This window comes from Halomonas aquatica, from assembly GCF_040196335.1.
GTDB lineage: Bacteria > Pseudomonadota > Gammaproteobacteria > Pseudomonadales > Halomonadaceae > Halomonas > Halomonas aquatica.
The window spans coordinates 104,547-123,479 of record NZ_JBEGCJ010000001.1; the positions used below are offsets into that span (position 1 = coordinate 104,547).

General features: G+C 66.8%; 17 protein-coding genes and 1 tRNA gene. 4 read left to right on the forward strand and 14 right to left on the reverse strand.

Features of this window, described 5'->3' with window-relative positions; genetic code table 11:
* Positions 1-39: 39 nt before the first annotated feature.
* The 6 genes from ABE960_RS00460 to pgi form a co-directional block, all read right to left on the reverse strand.
* Complete coding sequence (locus ABE960_RS00460) at positions 40-897, reverse strand: ion transporter (RefSeq protein WP_349760252.1); 858 nt, start codon at positions 895-897, stop codon at positions 40-42.
* Positions 894-2,123, reverse strand: coding sequence for a phosphoserine phosphatase SerB (gene serB, locus ABE960_RS00465; RefSeq protein ID WP_349760253.1), 1,230 nt, complete (start codon positions 2,121-2,123; stop codon positions 894-896). The genes ABE960_RS00460 and serB overlap by 4 nt, the downstream gene beginning before the upstream one ends.
* A gap of 1 nt (position 2,124) precedes the next feature.
* Positions 2,125-4,377, reverse strand: a complete 2,253-nt coding sequence (gene parC / locus ABE960_RS00470; RefSeq protein ID WP_349760254.1) for a DNA topoisomerase IV subunit A — start codon at positions 4,375-4,377, stop codon at positions 2,125-2,127.
* A gap of 122 nt (positions 4,378-4,499) precedes the next feature.
* Positions 4,500-6,380: a DNA topoisomerase IV subunit B gene (gene parE / locus ABE960_RS00475; RefSeq protein ID WP_349760255.1), complete on the reverse strand. Its 1,881-nt coding sequence runs from the start codon at positions 6,378-6,380 to the stop codon at positions 4,500-4,502.
* Positions 6,381-6,383: 3 nt separating this feature from the next.
* On the reverse strand, positions 6,384-7,040 hold the full coding sequence (locus ABE960_RS00480; protein ID WP_349760256.1) for a YqiA/YcfP family alpha/beta fold hydrolase: 657 nt from the start codon (positions 7,038-7,040) through the stop codon (positions 6,384-6,386).
* A 31-nt stretch (positions 7,041-7,071) separates the two neighbouring features.
* Positions 7,072-8,751, reverse strand: coding sequence for a glucose-6-phosphate isomerase (pgi, locus tag ABE960_RS00485; protein ID WP_349760257.1), 1,680 nt, complete (start codon positions 8,749-8,751; stop codon positions 7,072-7,074).
* A gap of 86 nt (positions 8,752-8,837) precedes the next feature.
* Between pgi and cmoA the strand changes: the two genes are divergently transcribed.
* Positions 8,838-9,605, forward strand: coding sequence for a carboxy-S-adenosyl-L-methionine synthase CmoA (cmoA, locus tag ABE960_RS00490; RefSeq protein ID WP_349760258.1), 768 nt, complete (start codon positions 8,838-8,840; stop codon positions 9,603-9,605).
* 1 nt (position 9,606) lies between these two features.
* Complete coding sequence (gene cmoB / locus ABE960_RS00495; RefSeq protein WP_349760259.1) at positions 9,607-10,599, forward strand: tRNA 5-methoxyuridine(34)/uridine 5-oxyacetic acid(34) synthase CmoB; 993 nt, start codon at positions 9,607-9,609, stop codon at positions 10,597-10,599.
* 5 nt (positions 10,600-10,604) lie between these two features.
* Here cmoB and ABE960_RS00500 read toward each other — a convergent pair whose 3' ends face one another.
* From ABE960_RS00500 to ABE960_RS00525, 6 genes are all read right to left on the reverse strand, one after another.
* Positions 10,605-11,279, reverse strand: coding sequence for a zinc metallopeptidase (locus ABE960_RS00500; RefSeq protein ID WP_349760260.1), 675 nt, complete (start codon positions 11,277-11,279; stop codon positions 10,605-10,607).
* Positions 11,280-11,489: 210 nt separating this feature from the next.
* On the reverse strand, positions 11,490-12,929 hold the full coding sequence (gene cysN, locus ABE960_RS00505; RefSeq protein ID WP_349760261.1) for a sulfate adenylyltransferase subunit CysN: 1,440 nt from the start codon (positions 12,927-12,929) through the stop codon (positions 11,490-11,492).
* Entirely contained in the window at positions 12,929-13,900 is a 972-nt protein-coding gene (gene cysD / locus ABE960_RS00510; protein ID WP_349760262.1) for a sulfate adenylyltransferase subunit CysD, read from the reverse strand. The genes cysN and cysD overlap by 1 nt, the downstream gene beginning before the upstream one ends.
* A gap of 122 nt (positions 13,901-14,022) precedes the next feature.
* Positions 14,023-14,757 (reverse strand): metallophosphoesterase, encoded by a 735-nt coding sequence (locus ABE960_RS00515; RefSeq protein ID WP_349760263.1) that lies wholly within the window; start codon positions 14,755-14,757, stop codon positions 14,023-14,025.
* Between the two features lie 28 nt (positions 14,758-14,785).
* The gene (locus tag ABE960_RS00520; RefSeq protein ID WP_349760264.1) at positions 14,786-15,235 is read right to left on the reverse strand and encodes a DUF1249 domain-containing protein; all 450 of its coding nucleotides are present in this window, start codon (positions 15,233-15,235) and stop codon (positions 14,786-14,788) included.
* Between the two features lies 1 nt (position 15,236).
* Complete coding sequence (locus ABE960_RS00525) at positions 15,237-15,887, reverse strand: NUDIX domain-containing protein (RefSeq protein ID WP_349760265.1); 651 nt, start codon at positions 15,885-15,887, stop codon at positions 15,237-15,239.
* A 163-nt stretch (positions 15,888-16,050) separates the two neighbouring features.
* Between ABE960_RS00525 and greB the strand changes: the two genes are divergently transcribed.
* A complete protein-coding gene (greB, locus tag ABE960_RS00530) occupies positions 16,051-16,590 on the forward strand; it encodes a transcription elongation factor GreB (RefSeq protein WP_349760266.1) in 540 nt (179 codons plus the stop codon).
* On the opposite strand, the gene ABE960_RS00535 is transcribed toward greB, so the two are convergent.
* The gene (locus tag ABE960_RS00535) at positions 16,591-17,631 is read right to left on the reverse strand and encodes a methyltransferase (RefSeq protein ID WP_349760267.1); all 1,041 of its coding nucleotides are present in this window, start codon (positions 17,629-17,631) and stop codon (positions 16,591-16,593) included.
* Complete coding sequence (locus ABE960_RS00540) at positions 17,628-18,437, reverse strand: methyltransferase domain-containing protein (protein ID WP_349760268.1); 810 nt, start codon at positions 18,435-18,437, stop codon at positions 17,628-17,630. Before ABE960_RS00540 ends, ABE960_RS00535 begins: the two co-directional genes overlap by 4 nt.
* Positions 18,438-18,567: 130 nt before the next feature.
* Between ABE960_RS00540 and ABE960_RS00545 the strand changes: the two genes are divergently transcribed.
* Positions 18,568-18,644, forward strand: a tRNA-Arg gene (locus ABE960_RS00545).
* The last annotated feature ends 289 nt before the right edge of the window (positions 18,645-18,933 follow it).

Sequence of the window (18,933 nt, forward strand, 5' to 3'; positions counted from 1 at the left end):
AACGAGGTGGCGCAATGTCATGTTCATGCCACTAGAGAATCAGTCTTCGCCGTGCCTGTCAACCTCCCGCCCCTCCTGTCGAGAGCCCAGTGCCGCCTCCATGCGATCGAGCTGGTCGCGCAGCCCCCGCACGTCGCGGCGCAGCCCGTGCAGTTCCGCGGCCTCGCCCTTTCCGCTCTCGATCTCCATCTGCACGCTCTCCTTTTGCATCACGTCGAGCACGATGCCGATCATCATGTTGAGAAAGATGAAGGCGGTCAGGAAGATGAAGGTCAGGTAGTAGATCCAGCTCCAGGCATACACCTCCTGGGTGGCGTACATGACGTCGGTCCAGTCCTCGAACGTCGCGACTCGGAACAGAGTCAGCATGGACGTCGAGATGTTGCCCCAAAGGAAATCATCGATATCGGCGAACAGGAAGCTGCCGAGCGCCGCATAGATGTAGAAGATGATGAACATCAGCAGCGCCACGTAGCCCATCCGCGGGATCGACTTGACCAGCGCCGCCATCAGCACGCGCAGCTCAGGGATCATCGACACCAGTCGTAGCACGCGGAAGATGCGCAGCAGCCGCGCCAGCAGCACCATTTCGGAGTCATCCAGAGGGATCAGGCTGGCGGTCACGATCAGGAAGTCGAAGACGTTCCAGCCCTGCCGGAAGAAGTCGCGCAGGCGCTTCTCAGCGGCCATGCGAATCAGTATCTCCACCAGGAAGAACACCGTGACCGCCACGTCCATGGCCAGCAGCCACTGCTGGAATCGCCCGGTCTCCTCGTAGGTCTTGGCGCCGATCAACAGCGCCGAGAAGATGATGATGGCGATCACCGCGGTCTCGAACAGCGTGTTGGCGCGCAGCCGCTCGAAGCGCTCCCGCCAGGCCTCGAAGGTCTTGCTCACCGCGGCGTCTCCTCCAGGTCACCCTGGCGATAGCCGATCAGGTAGAGCACCGCATCGAGCCCCAGGGTGGAGATGGACTGGCGCGCCTGGGTCCTCACCAGCGGCTTGGCCCTAAAGGCGATGCCGAGCCCGGCGGCGGCGAGCATCTTGAGGTCGTTGGCGCCGTCGCCCACGGCGATGGTCTGTTCCATGGAAAGGCCCTCGCGGGCGGCGATCTCGTGGAGCAGCTCGGCCTTGCGGTCGGCGTCGAGTATCGGCTCGCGCACCTCGCCGGTGACCTTGCCTGCCTCGATGATCAGCTCGTTGGCATGCACCTCGTCGAAGCCGAGCCTCTCCTGCAGGTGGCGGGCGAAGTAGGTGAAACCGCCGGAAAGGATCGCGGTGCGATAGCCCAGGCGCTTGAGCTGACGCATCAGCCGCTCGACGCCATCCATCAGCGGCAGCTCCTCGGCGATCTGTGCGAGCACCGACTCGTCGAGCCCCTTGAGCTTGGCCATGCGCTCGCGAAAACTCTGCTGGAAGTCCAGCTCACCGCGCATGGCCCGCTCGGTGATGGCCGCCACCTCGTCGCCCACGCCATGCCGCCGGGCCAGCTCATCGATCACCTCGGCCTGGATCAGGGTGGAGTCCATGTCGAAACAGACCAGGCGGCGATGGCGGCGCCAGATGGAGTCCTCCTGCAGCGCGATGTCCACCCCATGCATGGCGCCCAGCGCCAGCGCCTTCTCGCGCAGGGCGTCGAGGTCGACCTCCTCTCCGCGCAGCCAGCACTCCACACAGGCGCCCTGGATGGCATCATGTTCACCGGGCATGCCACCGTCCAGGGGCTCACGGCCGGAGAGACGATGGATAAGCTCGACGGTCAGGTCGTGTTCGGCGGTGAGCGCCCCCACTTCGGCCAGTATCCCCGCTGGCAGATGAGGCGCCAGCAGGGTCAGGATCAGCCGAGGCTGGCTGGCCGCCGCACTCCAGCGCTGGTAGTCCGCAGCACTGACCTGAATCGCCTGGATGTCCAGCCCCAGGGTATCGCCGAGCATGGCGAGCGCCCCCTCCAGATCGCTCTCCTGGGCGAGCCCCACCAGCGCCTCCAGCGACAGGATGCCGAAGGTCACGCTCTGGTTGATGTCCAGCAGGCGGGCGCCGCTGGTCGCCAGCGCCTTGCCCAGGCCGGCGAGCTGGCCTGGGCGCGCCTCCCCGGTGGCACGGATCAGCAGTCGTCTCGTCATGTCACTCTTCCAGGTCCAGGCGGTCGACCTTCTGCAGCCCGCGGGGCAGCTTGCTGCCCCGCCGGCCACGCTCGCCGCGGTAGTAATCCAGATCGGCCGCCTTGAGGGTCAGCTTGCGCTTGCCGGCATGCACCACCAGGGCGGCTCCGGCCGGCAGCACCAACAGGTCGCGGAGGAACTCCTCGCGACGGGCGGCCCGGGCACCGGGAATGTCGATCATCTTGTTGCCCTTGCCCTTGGCCATCTCGGGCAGCTGCGCGAGGGGGAAGACCAGGAGCCGGCCCTCGTTGGAGATCGCCGCTACGCTTGCGCCCTCCTGCGCCGGCACCTCCAGCGGAGACAGCACGTTGCAGCCCTTGGGCACGCTGAGGATCGCCTTGCCAGACTTGTTCTTGCCGGTGAGCTCCTCGAGCCTGGCGATGAAACCATAGCCACCATCCGAGGCAAGCAGGAAACGGGTCTCGGGCGGCGCCAGCATCAATCCCGCCATGTGGGCCCCGGCCACCACGTTGACCCGACCGGTGACCGGCTCGCCCTGTCCGCGGGCACTTGGCAGGTTGTGGGCCGACAGGGTGTAGGTTCGCCCGGTATCATCCAGCAGCACCAGGGGCTGGTTCGTCTTGCCCCGGGCGGCGAGATGAAAGCGGTCACCGGCCTTGTAGGAGAGCCCCGCGGGGTCGATCTCGTGGCCCTTGGCACTGCGGATCCAGCCCTTCTCGGAGAGCACCACGGTGACGGGATCCGCCCCCACCAGTTCCACCTCGGACAGCGCCCGGGCCTCCTCGCGCTCGACCAGCGGCGAGCGACGGTCGTCGCCATGCGCCTTGCCGGCCTCACGCAGTTCCTCCTCGATAAGATCGGTGAGCCTGGCCTCGTTGCCGAGCAGATCCTGAAGCCGCTTGCGCTCGGCCTCCAGGTCATCCTGCTCCCCGCGGATCTTCATCTCCTCGAGCTTGGCGAGGTGACGCAGGCGCAGCTCGAGGATCGCCTCGGCCTGGCGGTCGCTGAGACCGAAGGCCTCCATCAAGGCGGCCTTGGGCTCGTCCTCCTCGCGGATGATGCGGATCACCTCGTCAAGATTGAGGTAGGCGGCCAGCAGGCCCTCGAGGATATGCAGGCGATCCTCGACCTTGCCCAGGCGGTGTTCGAGGCGCCGACGTACCGTGGCGCGACGAAAGCGCAGCCACTCGCCGAGCAGGTCGGGAAGCGGCATCACCCGCGGCCGGCCGTCCAGGCCGATCACGTTCATGTTGACGCGGATGTTCTTCTCGAGATCGGTGGTGGCGAAGAGGTGCGCCATCAGCGCCTCGACATCGACCCGGTTGGAGCGTGGCTCGATCACCAGGCGGGTCGGCTCCTCGTGGGTCGACTCGTCACGCAGGTCGGCCACCATGGGCAGCTTCTTGGCCTGCATCTGGGCGGCGATCTGCTCGAGCACCTTGGCCCCGCTGACCTGGTAGGGCAGTGCGGTGACCACCACGTTGCCCTCCTCGCGCATGTAGCGCCCACGCAGCTTCACCGAGCCGCGCCCGCACTCGTAGAGCTTTCGCAGATCGGCCCGAGGGGTGATGATCTCCGCCTCGGTGGGGAAGTCCGGCGCCGGGAGGTAGTCGAGCAGATCGCTGGTCGTCGCCTCGGGATGCCTCAACAAGTGGCAGGTGGCCTCGACTACTTCGCCCACGTTGTGGGGCGGGATGTCGGTGGCCATGCCCACGGCGATGCCGGTGCCGCCGTTGAGCAGCACGTGAGGCAGCCGTGCAGGCAGCACCACCGGCTCGTTCATGGTGCCGTCGAAATTGGGCGTCCAGTCCACGGTGCCCTGGCCGAGTTCGGCGAGCAGAACCTCGGCGAACTTCGACAGCCGCGCCTCGGTGTAGCGCATGGCCGCGAAGGACTTGGGATCGTCGGGACTGCCCCAGTTGCCCTGGCCGTCGACCAGCGGGTAGCGGTAGCTGAACGGCTGGGCCATCAGCACCATGGCCTCGTAGCAGGCGCTGTCGCCATGGGGATGGAACTTGCCCAGCACGTCACCGACGGTGCGCGCCGATTTCTTGTACTTGGCGTTGGCACCGAGCGCCAGCTCGCGCATGGCGTAGACGATGCGCCGCTGCACCGGCTTCATGCCGTCGCCGATATGGGGCAGTGCCCGGTCGAGGATGACGTACATCGAATAGTCGAGGTACGCCTTCTCGGTATACTCGCGCAGAGAGAGACGTTCGACGTCGCCCTCCGCCACCTGAATATCCATGGTCATAGCACGTTGACCTTATTCGCGATCGTGGAATCGTCTAGGGGATCACCCCTCCGCAACTAGTTGCCAGTGGCGTCGAATCGCGGCTCCGGGGGCCGCTCGCCCTTGGCGCTTGTGGCGTGGCGCTATACTTCGATGTCCGCCAGGTTGCCGTAGTCTTCGAGCCAGCTCTTGCGGTCGGAGGCGCGCTTCTTGGCCAGCAGCATGTCCATCATCTCCATGGTGCCGTCGCCGACCTCACGGGTGAGCTGCACCAGGCGTCGGGTCTCCACCGCCATGGTGGTCTCGCGAAGCTGAAGCGGGCTCATCTCGCCCAGGCCCTTGAAACGCTGCACATTCACGGTCCCGCGCTTGCCCTCGAGCTTGCGCAGGATCGCCGCCTTCTCACTCTCGTCCAGGGCGTAGTGCACCTCCTTGCCCAGGTCAATGCGGTAAAGCGGCGGCATGGCCACGTATACGTGGCCGGAGTCCACCAGCGCCGGGAAGTGGCGCACGAAGAGCGCACACAGCAGAGTGGCGATATGCAGGCCATCGGAGTCGGCATCGGCGAGGATGCAGATCTTGTGGTAGCGCAGCTTGGAGAGGTCATCACTGACCGGGTCCATGCCGACGGCCACGGCGATGTCGTGCACTTCCTGGGACCCGTAGATGTCATGGGACTCCACCTCCCAGGTATTCAGGATCTTGCCGCGCAGAGGCAGGATCGCCTGGCTCTCGCGGTTGCGCGCCTGCTTGGCACTGCCACCGGCGCTGTCGCCCTCCACCAGGAAGAGCTCGCTGGTGGCCGGGTCCTGACCCGAGCAGTCGGCCAGCTTACCGGGCAATGCTGGCCCCGAGGTGACCTTCTTGCGCGCCACCTTCTTCGAGCTCTTCTGGCGACGCTGGGCAGCGCTGATGACGAGCTCCGCCAGCGCCTCGGCCTGGTCGACGTGATGGTTGAGCCATAGCGAGAAGGCGTCCTTCACCACCCCGGAGACGAAGCCCGCCACCGTGCGTGAGGAGAGCCGCTCCTTGGTCTGGCCGGCGAACTGGGGGTCGAGCATCTTCACCGAGAGCACGTAGGCGACCCGCTCCCAGAGGTCTTCGGCGGTGAGCTTGACGCCTCGCGGCAGCAGGCTGCGGTACTCGCAGAACTCACGCAGCGCCTCGAGCAGGCCGGCCCGCAGGCCATTGACATGGGTGCCGCCCTGGGTCGTGGGGATCAGGTTGACGTAGCTTTCCAGCAGCGGCTCGCCACCCTCGGGGAGCCACTGGATCGCCCAGTCCACCCCGTGTTCGTCATCGGCGAAGTGGCCGATGAAGGGTGAGGCCGGCAGAACCTCGTAGCCGTCGGTGGCCTGGGCCAGATAGTCGCGAAGGCCATCCGCGTACTGCCAGACGCTCTCGTTGCCGTCGGGCTCGATCAGGGTGACCTTGAGGCCCGAGCAGAGCACCGCCTTGGCGCGCATCAGGTGCTTGAGGCGGGAGAGCGAAAGCCTGGGGCTGTCGAAGTAGCTCTCCTCGGGCCAGAAACGCACCACCGTGCCGCGGGCACGCTTGGGGGCACTGCCGATCACCTGCAGGGGAGAGGCCTTGTCGCCGTGCTCGAAGGCCATGCCATGGCGGTTGCCGTCGTGCAGCACCTCGATCTCCAGGCGCTTGGACAGGGCGTTGACCACCGAGACCCCGACGCCATGCAGGCCGCCGGAGAACCGGTAGCTCGACTGGGAGAACTTACCGCCGGCATGCAAGCGGGTCATGATCAGCTCGACCCCGGAGACGCCATGCTCCGGGTGGATGTCGATGGGCATGCCGCGGCCATCGTCACTCACCTCGACGCCGCCGTCCTCGAAGAGCCGGACGGTGATCTCACCGGCGTGACCGGCCAGCGCCTCATCGACGCTGTTGTCGATGACCTCCTGGACCAGATGGTTGGGTCGCGAGGTATCGGTATACATGCCGGGGCGCTTGCGGACCGGCTCGAGGCCGGAGAGGACCTCGATGGAGCTGGCACTGTATTGCGTCATGCATCACCCAAAGTGGTTGCGATCATTCGTTTCGCCCGGGATACCGGCTAGCCGCTCCGGCGGCAGGTGATAGCCGCCGTGGGCGAGGATCGCCGGCAGGTATGTCGCCAGGGCCGAGAAGCCATGATCCCCCTGCGGCTGCAGGATGGCCCTGGCGCCACGGTAGAGGGCGAAGGCCCGCCGGGGGTCCAGGGTCTCGTCGGCCGTGCCCAGCAGCAGCAGGTAGCGCCCGGCCGTGACCCGTTCGGGGGTCAACGCCTCGAGCTCCTCGAGATGCGCCTCCTCGATGGCGAAGCGCTCGCCGGTGTAGTCGTTGTCGAAGCGCTCGCCGACCCAGTCCGACACCAGCTCCGCCGGGGCCACCGCCGGGTTGATCAGCACCCCCGGCAGATCATGGCGCTCGGCGAGCAGGGTCGCCAGGAAGCCGCCCATGGAACTGCCCACCACCATAGGCGCCGGCCCAAGCTCCCGGAGCCTTGACTCGGCAAGCACCAGGGAGGCATGTGGCCGGTGCGGCAACTGCGGGGTCGCACAGGGCAGACCGAGTCGCTCGCAGGCGCCACGCATCAGGGCCGCCTTGGGCGAACCGCTGCCGCTGTTGAAACCATGCAGGTAGAGCACGCCGCTGGCGGACGGCATCCTCGGGGCAGCACTCAGCATACCGCAACCCCTGTACAAACAGCCAGTTTCATCACGGGCCGTCCTCCGCCGCCCAGACGGCCTCGATCAGGCCGCGGGTGGAGTCATCCATGCTGGCGATGTCCCCCTGATGCTCGAGGATCCGCTGCGTCTCGCCGGCGATCTTCTTGCCCAGCTCCACGCCCCACTGGTCGAAGGGATTGATGTCCCAGATGGTCGCCTGGACGAACACCTTGTGCTCGTAGAGGGCAATCAGCGCCCCCAGGCTCGCCGGCGTGAGCCGGTCGAGCAGCAGGGTGCTGGAGGGCTGGTTGCCGCGATAGCGCTTGTGAACCGGTCGCGGACCCTCATCGTCTATGGCCTCGTCGCCGAGCATCAGCACACGCGACTGGGCGAAGCAGTTGGCGAGCGACAGGCGATGCTGGCCCATCAGGTGATCACGCGTGGCCGGATCCTCCACATCGTCATAGCGCACCAGGGAAGCGATGAAGTCACATTCCACCGACTGGGTGCCCTGGTGAAGCAGCTGGTAGAAGGCATGCTGGGCATTGGGGCCCAGCTGTCCCCAGAGCACCGGACAGGTGGAGTATCCCACGGCCTGCCCATCATGGGTCACCGACTTGCCGTTGGACTCCATTTCCAGCTGCTCGAGATAGGCGGCGAAGTACTCCAGACGGCCGTCGTAGGGCAGGATCGAGTGTGCCCGGATGTCGAGGAAGTTGACGTTCCAGATCCCCGCCAGGGCCAGCATTACCGGCAGGTTGTCCTCCAGGGGCGCCTCGCGGAAGTGGCTATCCATGGCATGGGCGCCGGCCAGCAGCTCGCGGAAGTTCGCCATGCCGACCACCAGGGCGATGGGCAGGCCGATGCCCCCCCACAGGGAGTAGCGCCCGCCGACCCACTCCCAGAACTCCAGCTGGTGGGCCTCGGCGATGCCCCACTCGCTCATCTTGTCGGTGCTCGCCGATATCCCGATGAAGTGCTGGCGCATCACCAGTTCGGCGTCGACGCCCTCCTCGCGGCTCTCGCCCATCAGGCGAGCCATCAGCCAGTCACGCGCTGTGCGGGCGTTGGTGAGGGTATCGATGGTGGTGAAGGACTTCGACGAGAGCACGAAGAGGGTGGTCTCGGGGTTGAGCCGGGACAGGTAGTCGGCCAGTTGGGAGCCGTCCATGGTGGAGGCGAAGTGCACATCGATGGCGTGTATCCCCTCCGGGCGATAGTCGGCCAGGGCGTGGGTCACCATCAGCGGTCCCAGGTCGGAACCGCCGACGCCCAGGTTGACCACATCACGAATCGCGCGGCCGGTGGCGCCGCGCCATTGTCCCTCGTGGAAGCGCTCGACCATGGTCGCCATGCGATCCAGCGTCGCGTGCACCGAGGGCACCAGATCCTCACCTTCCACCACCAGGCTGGCCTCCGGCGGCAGCCTCAGGGCGGTGTGCAGGGCCGGCCGATCCTCGCTTCGGTTGACCCGCTCGCCGGCGAGCAGGGCGCGGATGGCCTCGGGCACCTCGGCCTCACGGGCCAGGTCGAGCAGGCGCCCCAGGGTCACCTCGTTCCAGCGCTGCTTGGAGAGATCCAGGGTCAGGCCCGCCGCCTGGCGGGTAAAGGCCGCGTGGCGACCGGGCTCGCCGGCGAAGAGCTCGCCGAGGTGGGCGGCACGCATCCCATCGGCGTGTTCGGCCAGGGCCTGCCAGGCACTACGCTGGTCGATGGTGGGCTGTGTCATGGGTTAGTTCTGGACCTCCTGTCGTGCAGCCGATGTGGTCGAGGCGTAGAATGGCGCCCCTTACTCCATGCTATCCGGCCTGTTCCATGAGTGACGCATCTTACCGTGACGCGATCTTTTCGACACCCCTCGACCGGGTGGCGCGCTTCTCGTTCGACGAGAAGGTCGTCGCCTGCTTTCCCGACATGATCCGACGCTCGGTGCCGGGGTACGGCCAGATACTGGGCATGCTGGGCCTGATTGCCTCCCGCCACCTGCGCCACGGCGCCCACGTCTATGACCTGGGCTGTTCGCTGGGGGCGGCCGGCCTGGCGCTGGCCGGCACCCTCCCGCCGGACGCCTTCCGCTATACGGGCGTGGACCTCTCCCCGGCCATGGTCGCGCGGGCCCGGGAGACCCTGGCGGCCGAGTGTCCGGCGCATGCCATCGAGGTGATCGAGGAGGACATCCGCCGGCTCGACTACCGGCCTTCGGGCATGGTCGTGCTCAACTTCACCCTGCAGTTCCTGGCCCCACAGGACCGCGACGCGGTGGTCGCGCGCCTGTTCGAGGCGCTGGAGCCCGGCGGAGTGTTGGTGCTCTCGGAGAAGATCAGGGCCGCCGACGAGCAGGAAAACGCCTGGCTGGTGGAACGCTACCACGACTTCAAACGGGCCAACGGCTATAGCGAGATGGAGATCAGCCAGAAGCGCACGGCGCTGGAAAACGTGCTGATGCCAGACACCCTGGAGGGCCATCACGAGCGACTGGCCCGGGCCGGCTTCCCCCGATCGCAGACCTGGTTCCAGTTCCTCAACTTCGCCTCGCTGATCGCCTTCAAGGACGCCGTCGCCCCGGCGCCCAGGGGGGAGTAAGGTGCCGATCGCGCCCGAACACCGCGACCTCTACCGCGCCTTTCTCGACCAGGGGCTGGATATCTGGCTGGCCCGGCTGCCCGACCAGCTGGCCCGAGGGCTGGACCGCCGGCGTTTTGGTGACCTGCCCGCCTGGGAGAAGGCCGTGGCCAAGTTGCCCAAGCTGCCCGAGACGCGCCGCGTCCACCTGGATCGCGACACGGTTAGCATCGAGGCCGCCCTGGACGAGAGCCAGCGGCGCCGGTGCGAGAACCTGCTGAGCACGCTCATGCCCTGGCGCAAGGGGCCCTATCAGCTCGCAGGCATCCACATCGACACCGAATGGCGCTCGGACTGGAAATGGCAAAGAGTCGCCCCGCACCTGGCCCCGCTGGCCGGGAGACGGGTACTCGATGTAGGCGGCGGCAACGGCTATCACGCCTGGCGCATGGCCGGCGCCGGCGCCTCCTTCGTGCTGGTGATCGACCCCTCACCGCGCTTCTTCTGGCAGTTCCGGGCCCTGCGCCACTTCGTCGGCGACGCCGACGGCCAGCGAACCCACTTCCTGCCGGTGGGCATCGAGGAGGTGCCCGAACGGCTCGGCTTCTTCGACACGGTGTTCTCCATGGGCGTGCTCTATCACCGTCCCTCGCCGCTGGAGCACCTGCTGCAGTTGAAGGAAGCCTTGCGCCCGGGCGGCGAACTGGTTCTGGAGACCCTGGTAGTGGAGGGTGACGCCACCACGGTGCTGCTGCCCGGAGAGCGCTACGCCGCCATGCCCAACGTCTACTTCCTGCCCTCTTCCGCCGCGCTCTGCCAGTGGCTCGAGCGTTGCGGCTTTCGCAATGTGCGGGTAGTGGACGAGGCGTTGACGACCACCGACGAGCAGCGCGCCACCGACTGGATGACCTTCCAGTCGCTTTCCGACTTCCTCGACCGCGACGACCCGACCCTGACCCGCGAGGGCCATCCCGCCCCGCGGCGCGCGGTGGTAATGGCCAACCGGCCGGAATAGGGACGCTATCGACGCAGGATCACCAGCCACCGGCCCAGGTTGAGGATGCTGGCCAGCGAGGCCGCCACATAGGTGAAGGCACAGGCGGTGAGCACATGGCGGGCGCCGGGCATGTCGCTGGCGGGGATGTACTCCTTGAGCATCGGCAGCGCCCGCTGAAAGCTGGCATCGAACTCCACGGGCAGGGTGACCAGGTGCACCAGCGCCGCGGTACCGAAGCTGATCACCGCCGCGGCCACCACGATGGCCAGGCCACCGGGAAGGCGAGTCAAGGCGAAGAGGAAGGGGGCGGCCATCATCAGCAGTGCCCCGATCTTCTCGGCCTTCTGCGCCACCGCGATCAGCCGGGAGCGGGCCAGCAGCGGCGCATAGCCCTGCTGGTGCTGGATGGCATGACCCACTTCGTGGGCCGCCACCGTAACCGCCGTGAGCGAGCGCCCCGTATAATTGCCACGCGAGAGCCGAACCCGACGCGCCTCCGGGTCATAGTGGTCGCCCTGATCGGTCTCCTCCACCTTGACACCCTCTAGGCCCAGACGCCGGATCAGGTGGTCGGCCAGCTCGCCCCCGGTGCCGGGGTAGTCCTCGCGACCCCGGGCATGGCGCGCCAGCACCCACTTGGCCCAGACATTGGGCAGCAGGAACAGGGCCAGCAGCAGTGCGATTGCCAGGACGATCATCGGGCAGGCTCCGGAGTAGGGTCAGATCATTGGACCTACCCTACCAGAGCCGGTTTCCTGATTTAGCCCAGTGGGATGGGCATACCCGGTGACAGGCCTCCGAGTGGGCGCTGTGAATACGTCCCTGTACGCTACCGATGCCATCCATGGCATAGGACCCCCTCCACGACCTGTCCCCCGGCACCCCTTATCGCAGCAACCTACCAGAAATCACCGCAGAAGCTCGCGCAAGTCCTTGGCCTCCCAGTGAGGGAAGTGCTTGCGCACCAGGGCGTTGAGCTCCAGCTCGAAGCCGGTCCAGTCCACCTCGCCGGCCGGGCGGAGGCCGGACCGGGCGACGGCACGGATCATTCCCGCCCCCACCGTGACGTTGGAGAGCCGGTCGATGACGATGAAGCTGCCCGTGCCCGGGCTCGTGGCGTAGTCGTCCAGCGGCACCTCGGCGGTCAGCTCGACCCGGCAGCGGGCGATGGCGTTGAGCTCGAGACGTCCGGCCGGATGGCGCGCCTGGCTGTTGACGTCCACCTGGTGGAGGATCTCGCCGACCTGGCCCGATACGGAGCGTCCGGCCAGGCGGATATCGACCTGGCGCCCGGGCGCCAGCGCCTCGTCGTGCATCCAGACGATATCGGCCTCGAAGGCATCGGCCAGGGCGACCTCTGCATCCTCGGCGACGATCCAGTCGCCGCGCGAGATGTCGATCTCATCGCTCAGGGTGACGGTGATCGCCTGGCCCGGCCAGGCGGCCTCCAGGTCGCCGTCGAAGGTGACGATTCGCTCCACCGTCGAGGTCCGCCCGGAGGGCAGGACCTTGATGGCCTGGCCCGGGCGCAGGATGCCCGCCTCCAGGGTGCCTGCATAGCCACGGAAGTCGAGGTCGGGGCGGTTGACGATCTGCACCGGCAGGCGCAGGTCGATCAGGTTGCGGTCACGGCTGATCTCCACGCCCTCCAGCAGCTCGAGCAGCGGCGGGCCTGGTTGTCCATCGACCGAGTACCACGGGGTCTTCTCGCTGCGGTTGACGACGTTGTCGCCCTCCAGCGCCGAGAGCGGCACGAAGTGGATGTCGGGGGCGTCGAGCTGCTCAGCGAACTCACGGTACTCTGCGACGATCTCCTCGAAACGGGCCTCGTCGAAGCCGACCAGGTCCATCTTGTTGACCGCGATCACCAGGTGCTGGATGCCCAGCAAGTCGGCGATGAAGCTGTGCCGGCGGGTCTGGGTCTGCACGCCGTAACGGGCATCGATCAGGATGATCGCCAGGCTCGCCGTGGAGGCGCCGGTCGCCATGTTGCGGGTGTACTGCTCGTGCCCCGGCGTATCTGCAATGATGAACTTGCGCTTGTCGGTGGAGAAGAAGCGGTAGGCCACGTCGATGGTGATGCCCTGCTCCCGTTCGGACTGCAGGCCATCGACCAGCAACGCGAGATCCACCGCTTCGCCGGTGGTACCGCTCTTCTTCGAGGCCTGGGTGATCGCCGCCAGTTGGTCGTCGAAGATCATCTTGGAGTCGTGCAGCAGCCGCCCGATGAGGGTCGACTTGCCGTCGTCGACGCTGCCGCAGGTGATGAAGCGCAGCAGGTCCTTGTTCTCGTGCTCGTGAAGATACTGCTCGATATTGTCGGCGATGAGGTTGGACTGGTGTGACATCAGAAATAGCCCTCGCGCTTCTTCTTCTCCATGGAGCCCGCCTGGTCGTGGTCGATGGCGCGGCCGCTGCGCTCGCTGGTCCGGGTGAGCAGCATCTCCTGGATGATCTCGGGGAGGGTATCCGCCCGGGACTCCACGGCGCCGGTCAGCGGGTAGCAGCCAAGCGTGCGGAAGCGCACCCACTTCTCCTCCGGCACCTCGCCCTCATTGATGGGCAGGCGGTCGTCGTCGACCATGATCTGCATGCCGTCGCGCTCGACCACCGGGCGCGGGGCGGCGTAGTAGAGCGGCACGATGGGAATACCCTCGAGATGGATGTACTGCCAGATGTCCAGCTCGGTCCAGTTGGAGAGAGGGAAGGCGCGGATCGACTCACCCTTGTTGACCCGGGCGTTGTAGAGGTTCCAGAGCTCCGGGCGCTGGTTCTTGGGATCCCAGCGGTGATGGCGATCGCGGAAGGAGAACACACGCTCCTTGGCGCGGCTGGCCTCCTCGTCGCGGCGCGCCCCGCCGAAGGCGGCATCGAAGCCGTACTTGTCCAGGGCCTGCTTGAGGGACGCGGTCTTCATCACGTCGGTATAGCCACTGGAGCCGTGGTCGAAGGGATTGATGCCGGCGGCGCGTCCCTCCTCGTTGATGTGCTCGATCAGCTCCATGCCGGATTCCGCCGCCATGCGGTCGCGGAACTCGATCATCTCGCGGAACTTCCAGGTGGTGTTGACGTGCATCAGCGGGAACGGCGGCGGGCCGGGATAGAAGGCCTTGCGCGCCAGGTGCAGCATCACCGAGGAGTCCTTGCCGATGGAGTAGAGCATCACCGGGTTGGCAAACTCCGCCACCACCTCGCGGATGATGTGGATCGACTCGGCCTCGAGCTGCTGCAGATGGGTGAGTCGCTGGCGCGAGGGCGTCAGGTCGCGGGCGGCGGCCTCGACGGCGTTCTCGCGGGACGGTGCGGAAAGACTGCTCATGGCCCGGCTACCTCGCATGACATTGGGCGGGAGAGATCATGCGACACAGGGTAACGTCGAGTCGATAATAACTCAAAAGAATCAATGACTATCTTTTTATGCTAATTTCGACTATAAGATCATCAGAGATCGACGCGTTCCACCCGGGTCTCGAACCCGCCCTTCCCCAGATCGATGAGGCGATAGCCGGGCCGCGAGGCCTCGTCGAGGGCGAAGGTCGTGGAGCCGGGCAGGAACTGGTCGGTGGTGGCGGGGCAGCCGTAGACCGCCACCTCACGGTCGGCCAGGGCATGAACGCCCTGGAAGGCCTGATGCACATGGCCGAAGAACACCCCCCGCACCTGGGAATGGGGCGCGACCACGCGCCAGAAGGCCCCGGCATCGGCCAGGCCGATCTCGTCGAGCCAGGCCGAGCCGACGGGCAGCGGCGGATGGTGCATCATCAGCAGCGTCGGCCGGTCATCGCCGGCGAGCCGCTCGCCCAGGTCCGCCAGGCGCAGCGCCCCCAGCTCACCCCCCGGCTGGCCGCTGATATGCGTATCCAGCAGCAGAACGCGCCAGTCATCCAGGTCCAGCTCGTCATGCAGCGCGTGGCACTCGGCCATCAACGTCGGCTGGTCATGGTTGCCCGGCAGCCAGCACCAGGGGGCGTCGAGCTGCGCCAGGGCCCGCTCGGCCAGCCGGTAAGAGGCCGCCGTCTCGTCCTGGCTGACATCTCCGGTGACCAGCACCCGTTGCGGTCGAGCGCGGTTGACCGCCTCCACCACGGCGTCAAGCTGGCGCAGCGGAACACCGATCCGGCCATGCGCCGAGGGATCGGCCAGCAGGTGGCAGTCGGTGATCTGGATCAGACGCATCGGGCCAGAAGGCTTCTCAGGGCAACTCTCATGAAGGCATCTGGGGCAGGTCGAGGGAGTGGCCATGGGCCAGTCCATGCTCCAGCCACTCGCCGAGGAAACGGTTGAGCTGCAGCTTCTCGTCGGGCTGATGCATGCGGGAGTTGGGATAGCGGTAGCGGCCGTGGAAGTGGCGCTGACGCTGGAAGTCGGTGACCTCAGCCATGCGCACGTCGTGGTAAAGGTGCACGCGCATGCGCGGCGTATCGATCACGGCATCGAGCCCTCCACGCTGGGAGACGCGCACGATGCTGGTGTAGGGAGCACGCTCCTGGAGCTTGAGGCACAGTGCCCCCAGACGACGGCCATTTTTGACCAGCGCAACCTCACGGGTCTCGCCGACCGCCAGGTCACCCAGCAGCCGGCTGAGCCGGATGAAGTTGGCGGTGCATTCGCCCTGCAGGGTCTTCAGGTCGGTGACATAGGCGTTTCTCGGCACGCTACCTCCTTGCTCGCAACGATGCACGCTCACCGGCCAGCCAGTGGAAGGCGATCAGGCACATGGCGTTGTCGAGTCGACCGGCCTGGAGGAGTTCCCAGACCCGAATGAACGGTAACACATGCACGCGGATATCCTCGTGTTCCTCGTCCAGCCCATGCACCCCACCGAGACCACGGCTGTCGACCAGTCCACAGAACAGGGTGACACGCTCGTCGCAGGCCCCTGGGCTGGGGTAGTAGGTGTGCAGCTCGATCAGCTCGCCCACCTCGCAGCCGGCTTCCTCCATGGCCTCGCGACGGGCTACCTCGGCGACACCCTCGCCGCGCTCGACCAGCCCGGCCACCACCTCGAGCTTCCAGGGGGAGTCGGGGTCGTCGATGGCCCCGGCCCGAAACTGCTCCACCAGCACCAAGGCATCGCGCTCCACGTCGTAGAGCAGCACACCCACGGCATCATGGCGATGGTGTACCTCGCGCACCATCCGGTCGCTCCAGCCGCCCTCGAAGAGGCGATGGCGCAGATGGAGCTCCTCCAGGCGGAAGAACCCCTCGTGCAGGCAGCGTCGCTCCTCCAGCGCCACGTCGGCGGCCGTGAAGGGTGCCGTGAGGGTGAGATCATGATCGTCTACAGGCGGACGAGTGTCGCTCATGCCGGTCTCCCGATCACACAAAGTGACCATTATCAGTACCGGGAGCAGGAATGCCAACCGCCCTGCCCCGAAGGCGCCCCCTCGACGACGGGCGTCCAGCGGCTTGGCGACGGGTGATCCGATGGCGTATCTTGCGTCTCTCGACGACAGGAGGACGCGACGGATGAAGGGCCGCAACATGACGCGCTGGCGCGACCCCGCCAAGGACCCGCGTCAGGAACCCAAGAGCAACCTGATCACCGCCGAGGGGGCCGAGCGGCTGCGCGGCATCCTCGACCACCTGTCGCGGGTCAAGCGCCCTGCCCTCTCCGCCAAGGTGGGCGAGGCGGCGGCACTGGGCGATCGCAGCGAGAATGCCGACTACACCTACAACAAGAAGGAGCTCAACCGGGTCATCGCCCGCATCCGCTACCTCACCAAGCGCCTCGACGAACTGACGGTGGTGGGCCGGCTCCCGGCGGATACCCAGAGGGTCTACTTCGGTGCCTTCGTTACCCTGGAGGACGAAGAGGGCGAGGAACTGGCCATCCGCCTCGTCGGCCACGATGAGACCGACACCGGCAAGCACTGGATCAGCGTGGACGCTCCCCTGGCAAAGGCACTGCTCGGCAAGTCGCTGGACGATGAGGCGATCGTCGCCGCCCCCGGGGGCGAGACCACCTACCTCATCACCGAGATCGCCTATCGCGACCCCCAAGCCTGATCAGGTACTCGATCCGTCCTTGACGGCCCGATAGACCCGAAAGCTACGGTCGTCGGCCAGGGTCTCGAAGGCGCCGAAGGCGCGTGTGAGCAGATCCGGATAGGGCAGGAAGGCGTTGGCCACCATGATCAGCTGGCCCCCGGGGTTCAGGTGATCGGGCGCCTCACTGATAAGCCGCCCCGCCGGGCCATAGTCGATCGCTCGCTCCTGGTGGAAGGGCGGATTACTGACGATGGCGTCGAAGCGCCGGGCGCCGAGCGCCGAATAGACATCGCTTGCCAGGGCCTCGCCGGAAAGCCCATTGGCCGCCAGCGTCCTGCGCGTCGCCTCCACCGCGAAACCGTTGACGTCCACCGCCGTGACCCGCACCCCTCTCCGCGCCAGCCAGGCGGCGAGGATGCCGTCGCCACAGCCCATATCGAGAACATCGGCGAGAACATTGCCGGGCAACTCGTCAGTCACCTCTCCCAGCGTCTCTCCCAACACACCAGGCAGTTGCTCCAGCAGCAGACGGGTACCATCGTCGAGCTTGCCGTGACCGAAGACCCCGGGGTGGCTGACCAGCCGCAAGCCATCGGCCTCGAAGCTCTTCCAGGCCTCATCGGGGTCTATCCCCACCCGGCCGAGACGGGTTGCGTAGAGGCCGCAGCGCCTGGCGCTGTCCACCTTGCGACACCCAAGCCCCAGGGCCGCCAGCACCTTGAGCACTCGCTTGATGCCCCCCTGATTCTCGCCCACCAGCTGCAGCGGGGTGCCGGTTGGCAGGTGGGCACAGAGCCACAGCAGCCACCATTCGCCCAGGGCATGGCTCTTGGGCCAGAACAGCACCACGCCCGGGGGAGCCGGTTCGACGACCTCGAAGGGCGAGACCGCCGACCGCCCCCGGGCCTGCCAGGCCGAGAGCACCGACTGGTCGGCGGAGAGCAGGCTCCCCTGCCCCGCTTCCAGCCAGCGGTCCCGAGGAGGCGCCACCCACAGCCAACCGCGATAATCGAACGCCTGTCGCTCCAGCAGCTGGCAGACGGGGGTCTCTGCGCTCATTCGCTCGCCTCCTGTGGGGGATGCGTCGGACGCTCCAGGGTATAGAGCAGGTAGCGGCCCAGCCGCCAGTGAGGATCCACCCGGCAGTAGCGATGCTCCAGCGCCAGCAGGCGTTCCCGCTCGGCCTGGCTTTCCGGTGGCCGACGCAGGTAGTCGGAGAACACCCGAATGCCCGCCACCTCGCGGATCACCAGCCCATTCTCGGCGCTCCAGGCCTCCACCTGCCCATGGGTCAGCGGCGAGATCGGTGTCAACCGCTTGCGAAGCCCCTTGCCCTCGAGCCGGTCGGCCAGGGCCTTCTCCAGGTTGCCCTTGACCACGTTGGAGAGCCTGAGCGCGTCGCGATTGAACACCATCAGCGAGAGCTGCCCGCCCGGCGCCAGCAGGCCCGCCAGCAGGGCCAGGGCGACGCGCGGGTCGGCCAGCCACTCCAGTACCGCGTGGCAGGCGATCAGCGGCCAGGGCCCGGGCGCCTGTTCGGGGAGGTCCTGAAGCGGGGCCTGAAGGAAGCGCACGTTTTGCTCTTGCAGGGGTTCCCGGGCCCGCGCGAGCATCTCGGCGGAGGGTTCGGCCAGCGTCACGGCATGGCCACGCCCGGCGAACCAGCCGGCCAATTGCCCCAGGCCACCCCCCACGTCGAGCAGCGGCTGGCCCTGAAGGTCGAGCATCTCGGGCAGCAGGCGGTCGAGCAGTGCCAGGCGCAGCTCGCCGCGGGCCCCGCCATAGAGACTCGCGGCGAACTTGTCGGCCAGGCCGTCGAAGTGACGATCGCCTGCCGGCGAGAGGGGAGAAACGGGTTCGGTCATGCCGGCCACCGGAAGCGGGTTTGCGGCGCATTCTACCCGGTAATCGCCCCGGACTCATGGGTGGCGGCGGCTGCCAGGGCAGCCGCGGGTTTATCTCGGCGGTTCAGGCGCTTATAATGCGCCACGTCTCGCCCCCATAGCTCAGCTGGATAGAGCGTCCCCCTCCTAAGGGGAAGGTCTCAGGTTCGAATCCTGATGGGGGCACCAGAATCTATATATAAAGCAGCTATTTACATCTAATGCCGATGGCGATTTTTTGTTGGGCTGTGCCGCAGGTGACATATAGGTGACAAGCTTCGGAAACAGCCAGCAACGCTGAACCATCGAACCTGCCCTGGCCCGACCTCCCTCCCCCTTGCGGGCTTCGTGGCGACTCCGATCACCTCATCCCGCCCCCCTGACAAAACTGACACAGCCCTCGGCGCAGCTCTCCTCCTTGGTAGACTTAGGATGCTAAGCTCCATCACAGGCAACAGCCAGCCACCAAGAAGCCGGC

What these genes read in the sequence shown, in the direction of transcription:
- serB (WP_349760253.1), bottom strand. Translation starts at nt 2,123, where the DNA reads ATGACGAGACGACTGCTGATCCGTGCCACCGGGGAGGCGCGCCCAGGC.
- parC (WP_349760254.1), bottom strand. Translation starts at nt 4,377, where the DNA reads ATGACCATGGATATTCAGGTGGCGGAGGGCGACGTCGAACGTCTCTCT.
- parE (WP_349760255.1), bottom strand. Translation starts at nt 6,380, where the DNA reads ATGACGCAATACAGTGCCAGCTCCATCGAGGTCCTCTCCGGCCTCGAG.
- ABE960_RS00480 (WP_349760256.1), bottom strand. Translation starts at nt 7,040, where the DNA reads ATGCTGAGTGCTGCCCCGAGGATGCCGTCCGCCAGCGGCGTGCTCTAC.
- pgi (WP_349760257.1), bottom strand. Translation starts at nt 8,751, where the DNA reads ATGACACAGCCCACCATCGACCAGCGTAGTGCCTGGCAGGCCCTGGCC.
- cmoA (WP_349760258.1), top strand. Translation starts at nt 8,838, where the DNA reads ATGAGTGACGCATCTTACCGTGACGCGATCTTTTCGACACCCCTCGAC.
- ABE960_RS00500 (WP_349760260.1), bottom strand. Translation starts at nt 11,279, where the DNA reads ATGATCGTCCTGGCAATCGCACTGCTGCTGGCCCTGTTCCTGCTGCCC.
- cysN (WP_349760261.1), bottom strand. Translation starts at nt 12,929, where the DNA reads ATGTCACACCAGTCCAACCTCATCGCCGACAATATCGAGCAGTATCTT.
- cysD (WP_349760262.1), bottom strand. Translation starts at nt 13,900, where the DNA reads ATGAGCAGTCTTTCCGCACCGTCCCGCGAGAACGCCGTCGAGGCCGCC.
- ABE960_RS00515 (WP_349760263.1), bottom strand. Translation starts at nt 14,757, where the DNA reads ATGCGTCTGATCCAGATCACCGACTGCCACCTGCTGGCCGATCCCTCG.
- ABE960_RS00525 (WP_349760265.1), bottom strand. Translation starts at nt 15,887, where the DNA reads ATGAGCGACACTCGTCCGCCTGTAGACGATCATGATCTCACCCTCACG.
- greB (WP_349760266.1), top strand. Translation starts at nt 16,051, where the DNA reads ATGAAGGGCCGCAACATGACGCGCTGGCGCGACCCCGCCAAGGACCCG.
- ABE960_RS00535 (WP_349760267.1), bottom strand. Translation starts at nt 17,631, where the DNA reads ATGAGCGCAGAGACCCCCGTCTGCCAGCTGCTGGAGCGACAGGCGTTC.
- ABE960_RS00540 (WP_349760268.1), bottom strand. Translation starts at nt 18,437, where the DNA reads ATGACCGAACCCGTTTCTCCCCTCTCGCCGGCAGGCGATCGTCACTTC.